We start from the raw sequence: 8,378 nt of genomic DNA on the forward strand, positions 1-8,378 counted from the left end.
CAGCCCGGTGCCGAGCGCGAACAGGTAGAACAGCGGCTCGAAGAAGCCGGAGAAGATCGTCAGCCAGGTGCGGCGCGACACCCGGAAGGCACGTTCCAGCACGGCGTGCGAGCGGCGCGCGTAGAGCCCGGGCGGCACGATCCGCAGGGTGGCGGCGGCGCGCGGCTGGGCGGCCTGGCGCGGGCGGGTGGTGGTCACGACGTGCCCCGTTCGAGCCGTACCCGGAAACGCCACCGTGACAGTGCGATGCCGGCCCCGAGCCACAGCGCCAGGTACGCCAGATGCCCGAGGACGCCGGCTGCCGACGCCCCTTCCAATGCCGCCGCGCGGGCGAGCTCGGTGCCGTGCCACAGCGGCGAGACGTGGGCCAGCCACCGTCCCCACGCGGGCAGCTGGCTGATCGGGTAGAAGGTGCCGCTGAACAGGAACATCGGCGTCACGACGAACCGGAACACCGAGTTGAACGGCGCGCTGTCGCTCTCGACGGTCGCGGCGAAGGCCACCACCGGCGCCGCGAAGGCGACGCCGGTGAGCGCGGCGACGGGGATGCAGAGCAGCGCCCACCAGCTCCGGGTGGCGCCGAAGCAGGCCATCACCAGCAGGTACACGGCCGAGTTCACGGTCAGCCGCAGCCCCATGAACAGCAGCGTGCCGTCGGCGATCTCCCGCGGCCGCAGCGGCGTGACCGCCATGCCGTGGAAGGTGCGATCCCACCGGAAGCCGCCCATGATCGGCCAGGTCGCGTCGCCCGCTGCGATCTGCAGCGCGAACGCGGTCAGGAACGCGGGCGCGACGTACTGCAGGTACGGCACGCCGAGGGTGTCGCCGCCGTGCCGGTCGACGACGGTGCCGAGCCCCACGCCGAGCGCGAGCACGTAGAGCAGCGGCGTCGCGACGCCGGTGATCAGGACGCTGCGCCACCACCGGCGTCCGGCCCGGATGTTGTACTCGACGACGTGCAGCGCGGCGGTGGCCATCTAGTCCACCAACGACCGGCCGGTGAGACGGAGGAAGACGTCCTCGAGCGACGAGCGCCGCACCAGCGACGACGCCGGGACGATCTCCGCCTCGCGCACCCGCTGCACGGCGGCCTCGCCGTCGTCGACGTAGAGCAGCAGCCGGTCGGGCAGCACCTCGATGCGTCCGGCGCCGCCGATCGCGGCGGCGACGGCCGGTTCGGCCGCGGCGTTCGTGCCGGGCGGGAAGCGCAGCTCGGCGACCTCGCGCGACGAGTGCTCGGCGATGAGCTTCGCGGGCGAGCCCTCGGCGACGATGCGGCCGCCGTCCATGATCACCAGCCGGTCGCAGAGCTGCTCGGCCTCGTCCATGTAGTGCGTCGTGATGACGAGGGTGACGCCGTCGTGCTTGAGGCGGTAGAGGCGGTCCCAGAGCAGGTGCCGCGCCTGCGGGTCGAGGCCGGTGGTGGGTTCGTCCAGCAGCAGCAGTTCGGGGTCGTTGATGAGCGAGCGGGCGATGGTGAGGCGCCGCTTCATGCCGCCCGACAGCGGCTCGACGCGGCTGTCGGCGCGCTCGGTGAGCTGGGCGAAGTCGAGCAGCTCGTCGATCCGCGGCCCGAGCACCCGCTTCGACAACCCGAAGTAGCGGCCGTAGATGTAGAGGTTCTCGCGCACGCTGAGCTCGAGGTCGAGCGTGTCCTGCTGCGGCACCACGCCGAGCCGTGACCGGATGCGCGGGCCGTCGACCCCTGGGTCGAGGCCGAGGATGCGCAGCTCGCCGCTGGTCACCGGCGCCACGGCGGCGATCATGCGCATCGTCGAGCTCTTGCCCGCCCCGTTCGGCCCGAGGAAGCCGAAGGCCTCGCCGCGGGCTACCTCGAGGTCGATGCCGTCGACGGCCACGAAGCCGCCGAAGCGCTTCGTCAGGCCGCGCGCAGCGATCATCGGGGCGTCCACCGACCCGACGCTAGCAACGCTCGTCCACCCCTGTTTGCCCCGCTGTGACGCGCCGCCGGGCAACAGGGGTCGGCCACAGCGGGGCAAAGCGGTGCCTGAGGGACGGGTTTCGCTGCCCGGGACGAACAAACCCCCTGGGTACAGTGGTCTCCCGTGATCCGCCTCGACAACGTCACCAAGGTCTACCCGGCCGGCGCCCGCCCGGCGCTGGAGAACGTGACCCTGGACGTCGAGAAGGGTGACTTCGTCTTCCTCATCGGCCAGTCGGGCTCCGGCAAGTCGACGGTGCTGCGGCTGCTGCTGCGCGAGGAGCTGCCGACGTCCGGCTCGGTCTTCGTCGACGACCGCAACGTCGCGAAGCTGCCGGCCCGCAAGGTGCCCGAGCTGCGCCGCCGCATCGGCTGCGTCTTCCAGGACTTCCGGCTGCTGCCGAAGAAGAACGTCTACGAGAACGTCGCGTTCGCCCTCGAGGTGATCAACCGCCCGCCGAAGGCGATCCGCCGCACCGTCCCCGAGGTGCTCGAGCTGGTCGGGCTCACGGGCAAGGCACAGCGCATGCCCAACGAGCTCTCCGGCGGCGAACAGCAACGCGTCGCGATCGCCCGGGCCTTCGTCAACCGCCCGCTCGTGCTGCTCGCCGACGAGCCCACCGGCAACCTCGACCCCGAGACCAGCCAGGGCATCATGAGCCTGCTCGAGCGCATCAACCGCACCGGCACCACCGTCGTCATGGCCACCCACGACAACCACATCGTCGACGCCATGCGTCGACGGGTCATCGAGCTCGAGTTCGGACACATCGTGCGCGACCAGTCGCGCGGCGTGTACGGCGTCGGGCGCTGAGCCCGGCCCACCCCCGAGGCCACGAAACTCAGAAGGATCGCATGCGCGCAGGTTTCATCCTTTCCGGCGTCGGGTCGGCGATCCGACGCAACCTGTCGATGACGGTCGCCCTGGTGCTGTCGTCGGCGATCGCCCTCGGCTTCCTCGGCGGCGCGATCCTCGCGAACAACGAGATCGGCGAGTTCAAGAAGACCTACGAGGACAAGATCAACGTCTCGGTCTACCTCTGTGCCAAGAACTTCGTCGGACGCTGCACGGCCGAGACGACGCCCGCGCAGCAGCGGGCCATCGCGGCCAAGCTGACGGCCGACCCGGCGGTGTCGAGCTACGAGTACCTGGACGAGCAGCAGGTCTACGAGCGCTACAAGAAGACGATCAGCCCCGAGATCATCAAGACCGGCATCTACAAGGTCGGCGTCCTGCCGGCGACCTTCATCGTGCACCTGCGCGACCTGCGCACCGACTTCACGCCCTTCCAGCGCGAGTACGGCACGCTGCCGGGGGTCGGCACCGTGAGCGACCAGTCGGCGGCGTTCAAGACGCTGCTCGACGGCATCGACAGCATCCGCAAGGGGTCGCTGTTCATCGCCATCGTCATCCTGATCTCGTCGATCCTGCTGATCGCGAACACCGTGCGGGTCGCCGCCGCCCAGCGCAAGGAGGAGACCAGCATCATGCGGCTGGTCGGCGCCTCCCGCTGGATGACCGAACTGCCGTTCATCCTCGAGACGGTCTTCTCGACCATCCTCGGCGCCGTGCTCTCGTACGCCGGCCTGCTGCTGGTCATCCGCTGGGTGCTCGGCGGGGTGTTCGGCACCCAGACCAGCCGCGGCGTCATCCCGGACATCAGCGGCTCGGCGGTGCTCGAGGCGTCCACCTACGGGCTCGGCCTCGGCATCGTCCTGGCGATCGTGACCTCGTTCCTGACGTTGCGCCTGCGTGTGAAGCTGTAGGGGTGTCACCCTCCGCCGCCTCGTCCACCCGCGCGTCCTCGAACCGCCAGACCGGACGCAAGCTCATCGCGCAGAACAAGAAGGCGCGGCACGACTACGAGATCCTGGACGTGTACGAGGCGGGCATCGCCCTGCAGGGCACCGAGGTCAAGTCGCTGCGGCTCGGTCGCGCGTCGCTGGTCGACGGCTTCGCCACCATCGACGACGGCGAGGTGTTCCTTCGTGGCGTGCACATCCCCGAGTACGAGCAGGGGTCGTGGACGAACCACGAGCCGCGGCGGGTGCGCAAGCTGCTGCTGCACCGCGGCGAGATCCTGCGGCTGATCGGCAAGACGAAGGAGAGCGGACTGACGCTCGTGCCGCTGTCGCTGTACTTCCTCGACGGCAAGGCCAAGGTCGAGATCGCGCTGGTGCGCGGCAAGAAGCGCTACGACAAGCGCCAGGACCTCGCCCGCCGCGACGCCGACCGCGAGGTGCAGCGCGCGCTCGGGCGGCGGAACAAGGGCATGGGCTGACCGGGTCGGTCACCCCGCGTGGGCGGTGCGCGCCGTCTCGGGCAAGGCCGCCCGCAGCGTGACGACGCCCTGGTCGATGGTGTGCGTCCAGGTGAGGCGGGTGCGGTCGAGCACGCGCAGCATCTTGGCGTTCTCGGCCAGCACGTGCGCGACGAGGGCACGGAAGCCGAGCTGCTGGGCCAGCGCGATCATGTGTCGCAGCAGCCGGGTGCCGACGCCGCGCTGCTGGTAGGCGTCCTCGACCAGTTCGGCGATCTCGGCGGTGCCGCCGTCGCCCGGCTCGTCCGGGAAGACGTTGCCGAGCCCGACGATCGCGCCCTCCTCGCTCATGACGACGAGGGTGGCGCCGCGGTGGCCGCCGCTCAGGCGGCGCAGCGTGACGTCGCGCCACTCGCCGCCCCCGGCGAGGTAGCGCCGGTACAACGTGCGTTGCGAGCAGCGGTCGTGCATGGCGGCGACCGCATCGGCGTCGGCCGGTCGCCCGAGCCGGATCCACACCGTGCTGCCGCCGGCGATCGGCTCGACCCATCCCGTCCGGTCGCCGTCGCCGGTCGCCGCCGCGATCGCCGCCGACAGCCGCAGCAGCGCCGAGGCCCGGGCCCGCTCGGCCCGGACGAACGGCGCCCACTCGCGGTGCAGCACCACGTGCCGGTCGGCCGTCCACTGCAGGCGCAGCACGTCGGCCGCGTCGTCGTCGCCCTCGACGGCGTCGGTGACCTCGACGCGGTCGGCGCCCACCAGCGCGGCCGCCGCCAGCGGCGCCGCACCCGGATCGGTGACCAGTTCGGTGGCGGCGTCGAGCACGCGGGTCGGCAGGTCGACGCGGTCGTTCCAGGCACCGGGGACGACGTGCGCGTTCGAGCCGACCGCCATGGCCGCGGCGAGCAGTGTCTCGCCGGTCACCGGACGCGGCGCCGTGACGGCGAGGTCGACGGTGCGCACGCCGTCGTCGACGGCCAGCAGCGCCGAGCCGACCACCGAGGCCTGCAGCGCCCCCAGCGTGCGGGCGAGCCGGGCCAGGCCGCCGGGACGGTCGGGGAGGTCGACGCGCAAGCGCCAGGGCCGGCGCGGCACGTCGTCCGCCTCCCACAGCGCGTCGGGCGGTGCGACGGCCGCGCCCAGCCGGGCCATGAGCGCGTTCCACGCCGGTCGCGTCGGCCGGTCGGTGACCGGGTCGAGCACGGCGAGCCCGACCGAGAGCGCCAGGGCGAGCTCGACCAGCGCGTCGAGGTCGACGGTGTCGTCGAGCCCCCCGGCCTCACGCACCCGCGCGAGCAGGGCGCCGACGCCGGCGGCGCGCTCGCCGATGCGCCCGCGCTCGAGCGCGCGGACGTGCTCGTCGCGGTGCGCCCGCAGCAGCGCCTCGAGTTCGAGCAGCGGCCAGCTCGACTGCGGGGCGGACGCGACGTGGCCGATCACGTCGAGCAGCACGTCGAGCGGTGGCGCGTCGTCGGGCCCGGTCGTCGCCTGCGCGATGCGGTCGGCCGCCTCGGACGTGAGCCGGTCGGTGACGACCCGCGCGAACAGGTCGTCGCGCCGCCCGGTCAGCCGGCGCACGGTGCGGGCCGACACGCCGGCCCGCTCGGCCACCAGGCCCACGGTCGTGCCGCCGTATCCGCGCTCGGCGAACAGCTCGGCGGCGACGTCCAGGATGCGGGCGGTGGGCTCGTCGCGTGGCGTCACCGGCGCACCTCAGGCCGGCGCGTCGTACATCGAGTCCAGGACGTCGGCGTACATGCCCTCCATGACCTTGCGCTTCACCTTGAGGCTCGGGGTGAGCTCGCCGTGCTCGACCGACAGGTCGTGGTCGAGGATGCGGAAGTCCTTGATCGTCTCCCAGCGGTTGAGCCGCGCGTTCAGCTCGTCGATGCTGCGCTGCACGTACGCGTGCACGGTCGGGTCGGCCGCCAGGTCGGCGTAGTCGGTGGCCATCAGCCCCTCGGCGCGGGCCCACTGGGCCAGCGCCTCGGGGTCCAGGGTGACGAGCGCGGTCGCGTAGTTGCGGCGGTCGGCGTGCACCAGCATCTGCCCGGCCAGCGGGCACATGGCCTTGAACATCGCCTCGATCGCCTGCGGCGAGATGTACTTGCCGCCCGAGGTCTTGATGAGGTCCTTCTTGCGGTCGGTGACGTGCAGTCGCCCGGCCCGGTCGATCTGGCCGATGTCGCCGGTGGCCAGCCAGCCGTCGCTGCTCAGCACCTCGGCCGTCGCGTCCGGCAGGTTGTGGTAACCACGCATCACCAGCGGCCCGCGCACGAGGATCTCGCCGTCGGCCGCGAGGCGGATCTGCGAGCCGGCGAGCGGCCGTCCGACGACCCCGAAGGTCGGGTGCTGCGGTTCGTCCAGGGACAGCCCACCGCTCGTCTCGGTCAGGCCGTAGCCCTCGACGAGCGGGATGCCCGCGGCGTGGAACCACGCGCTGATGTCCGGCGACAGCGGCGCGCTGCCGGACACCAGGAAGCGGATGCGGCCGCCGAGCCGGGCCCGCACCTTGCTCAGCACCAACCGGTCGGCCAGCGTGTGCTGGGCCCGCAGCACCGCGCCCGGCCGCCCGCCGGCGAGCAGCACGCGGGACATCTCGCCGCCGATCTCGAACGCCCAGGTGAACAGCCGCAACCGCAGGCCGCCCTCCTCGCGCACCGACTGCACGACCCGGGCGTGCACCTTCTCGAAGATCCGCGGCGGGCCGGCGACGAAGGTCGGATGCACCTGGGCCAGGTTGTCGACGATCCGCTCGATGCGGCCGTCGATGGCCGTCGGGAAGCCGAGCTGCAGTTGGACGGCGAGCAGCATCTTGCCGAACGAGTGCGACAGCGGCAGCCAGAGGTACTGCAGGTCGGCCGCGCTGATGATGCCGAGCGCCTCGGCGGCGGCGCCGATGTAGGTCCAGCAGCGGTGCGGCAGCTCGACGCCTTTCGGCCGCCCCGTCGTGCCGGACGTGTAGATGAGCGTGGCGAGGTGCTCGGGCTGCGTCGCCGCGATCGCCTCGTCGACGGCGGTCGGGTGCTCGACGAGGTGCTTCGCGCCGAGCGCGAGCAGGTCCTCGAGGCTCAGCACCCACTCGCCGTCGCTGGTGCCGTCGAAGGTGACGACCCGGACGAGGTCGGGCAGCTGGTCGCGCTGCTCGCGCACCTTGGCGATCTGGACGTCGTCCTCGGCGAAGACGACCCGCGTGGTGCTGTCGGCGAGGATGTACCCGACGTCCTCGGCGGTGGTGGTCGGGTAGACCGCGGTCGTGGCGGCGCCCGCGCACATGATCGCGAGGTCGGCCTGCACCCACTCGAGTCGGGTCGACGAGGCGATGGCCGCCCGCTGTTCGGGCTCGATGCCGAGGGCCAGCAGGCCGGCCGCCATCGTCCGGACCGTGTCGGCGAGCTGCGACCAGCTCACCGACGACCAGCCACCGACCACCGGGACACGGAACGCCTCGGCGTACGGGGTCGCGGCGACGCGGTCGGCGAAGAGACGGCCGACCGACACCGCGGGCGTCGGGTACCCGGCGGGATCGATCGACCCGCTGATCGACATGCCCATGACGCGCTCCCTCCGTCCGCGACCGGCAGTGGCGCGGACATCGCGACCGTAGGAGCGATCGCGCCTCGCCGGCCGGGGCGTTCGGCCCTGCCTGGTCGTTGCTTGCGCCCGGCGGCGCGGGTGCCGGCGGGATCGGGATGATGCCGGTTGCCGCGGGCGTTAGGCTGGGTGTTCCAGTACCGGTGGATCCGACCAGGGGGTGAAAGGTCTCGACTCCGTTTCGTCGAGACAGGAGAAGCGGGCCGAGGACCGCATTGCTGACCTCGTAAAAAAAGCGATGCACACAAAATAAGCGCCGATTCCAATCGCGCTGACTTCGCTCTCGCTGCCTGACAGCGACAGCAAGTCTGTCAGCCCGGGTTCGTCACCGGCCCGGTCGCTGGCATCAGCTAGGTGACTCACCTCCCTCCCCGGTCACGGGGGAGGGCGGGACATCGAACAGTGGCTGGGCCCGTCACCGCGACTCGTGTGCATGATCGCGGGGGCCGAGCAGAGACGACGCACACTGCGCCCGGAGAAGTCCTGTTGAAGCGACGGAGGACGCGGGTTCGATTCCCGCCACCTCCACCGATCGACGGCCCCCCGTCACCTGCAACCGGGCCGGCGGTGGTTGGCGGGGG

General features: G+C 71.9%; 7 protein-coding genes, 1 other RNA gene and 1 pseudogene. 4 read left to right on the plus strand and 5 right to left on the minus strand.

Annotated elements, in window-relative coordinates:
* The 3 genes and pseudogenes from ACTHMS_RS15165 to ACTHMS_RS15175 all read right to left on the minus strand — a co-directional run.
* A pseudogene (locus ACTHMS_RS15165) lies at window positions 1–198 on the minus strand (ABC transporter permease); the annotation flags it as partial.
* Window positions 195–977 (minus strand): ABC transporter permease, encoded by a 783-nt coding sequence (locus tag ACTHMS_RS15170; protein ID WP_440307511.1) that lies wholly within the window; start codon window positions 975–977, stop codon window positions 195–197. The pseudogene ACTHMS_RS15165 and the gene ACTHMS_RS15170, both read right to left, overlap by 4 nt.
* Window positions 978–1,901: an ABC transporter ATP-binding protein gene (locus tag ACTHMS_RS15175; RefSeq protein WP_440307517.1), complete on the minus strand. Its 924-nt coding sequence runs from the start codon at window positions 1,899–1,901 to the stop codon at window positions 978–980.
* Between the two features lie 165 nt (window positions 1,902–2,066).
* Between ACTHMS_RS15175 and ftsE the strand changes: the two genes are divergently transcribed.
* From ftsE to smpB, 3 genes are read left to right on the plus strand one after another with little or no spacing between them, the layout of a single operon-like run.
* Window positions 2,067–2,756 carry a cell division ATP-binding protein FtsE gene (gene ftsE, locus ACTHMS_RS15180; RefSeq protein WP_440307512.1) on the plus strand — a complete coding sequence of 230 codons (690 nt, stop codon included), beginning with the start codon at window positions 2,067–2,069 and terminating at the stop codon, window positions 2,754–2,756.
* Between the two features lie 41 nt (window positions 2,757–2,797).
* Window positions 2,798–3,709 (plus strand): permease-like cell division protein FtsX, encoded by a 912-nt coding sequence (gene ftsX / locus ACTHMS_RS15185; protein ID WP_440307513.1) that lies wholly within the window; start codon window positions 2,798–2,800, stop codon window positions 3,707–3,709.
* Between the two features lie 2 nt (window positions 3,710–3,711).
* Window positions 3,712–4,224, plus strand: coding sequence for an SsrA-binding protein SmpB (smpB, locus tag ACTHMS_RS15190; RefSeq protein ID WP_440307514.1), 513 nt, complete (start codon window positions 3,712–3,714; stop codon window positions 4,222–4,224).
* Between the two features lie 9 nt (window positions 4,225–4,233).
* Here smpB and ACTHMS_RS15195 read toward each other — a convergent pair whose 3' ends face one another.
* Together ACTHMS_RS15195 and ACTHMS_RS15200 are read right to left on the minus strand one after the other, a co-directional pair.
* Complete coding sequence (locus ACTHMS_RS15195) at window positions 4,234–5,907, minus strand: GNAT family N-acetyltransferase (RefSeq protein WP_440307515.1); 1,674 nt, start codon at window positions 5,905–5,907, stop codon at window positions 4,234–4,236.
* 9 nt (window positions 5,908–5,916) lie between these two features.
* Window positions 5,917–7,758 (minus strand): AMP-dependent synthetase/ligase, encoded by a 1,842-nt coding sequence (locus tag ACTHMS_RS15200; protein ID WP_440307516.1) that lies wholly within the window; start codon window positions 7,756–7,758, stop codon window positions 5,917–5,919.
* Between the two features lie 195 nt (window positions 7,759–7,953).
* Here ACTHMS_RS15200 and ssrA point away from each other — a divergent pair.
* Window positions 7,954–8,328, plus strand: a transfer-messenger RNA (tmRNA) gene (gene ssrA / locus ACTHMS_RS15205).
* The last annotated feature ends 50 nt before the right edge of the window (window positions 8,329–8,378 follow it).

Origin of the sequence: Jatrophihabitans sp., assembly GCF_051960575.1 — a bacterium.
In the GTDB taxonomy this organism is placed as follows: domain Bacteria; phylum Actinomycetota; class Actinomycetes; order Mycobacteriales; family Jatrophihabitantaceae; genus JBQCEE01.

What these genes read in the sequence shown, in the direction of transcription:
- ACTHMS_RS15175 (WP_440307517.1), bottom strand. Translation starts at nt 1,901, where the DNA reads ATGATCGCTGCGCGCGGCCTGACGAAGCGCTTCGGCGGCTTCGTGGCC.
- ftsX (WP_440307513.1), top strand. Translation starts at nt 2,798, where the DNA reads ATGCGCGCAGGTTTCATCCTTTCCGGCGTCGGGTCGGCGATCCGACGC.
- ACTHMS_RS15200 (WP_440307516.1), bottom strand. Translation starts at nt 7,758, where the DNA reads ATGGGCATGTCGATCAGCGGGTCGATCGATCCCGCCGGGTACCCGACG.
- ACTHMS_RS15170 (WP_440307511.1), bottom strand. Translation starts at nt 977, where the DNA reads ATGGCCACCGCCGCGCTGCACGTCGTCGAGTACAACATCCGGGCCGGA.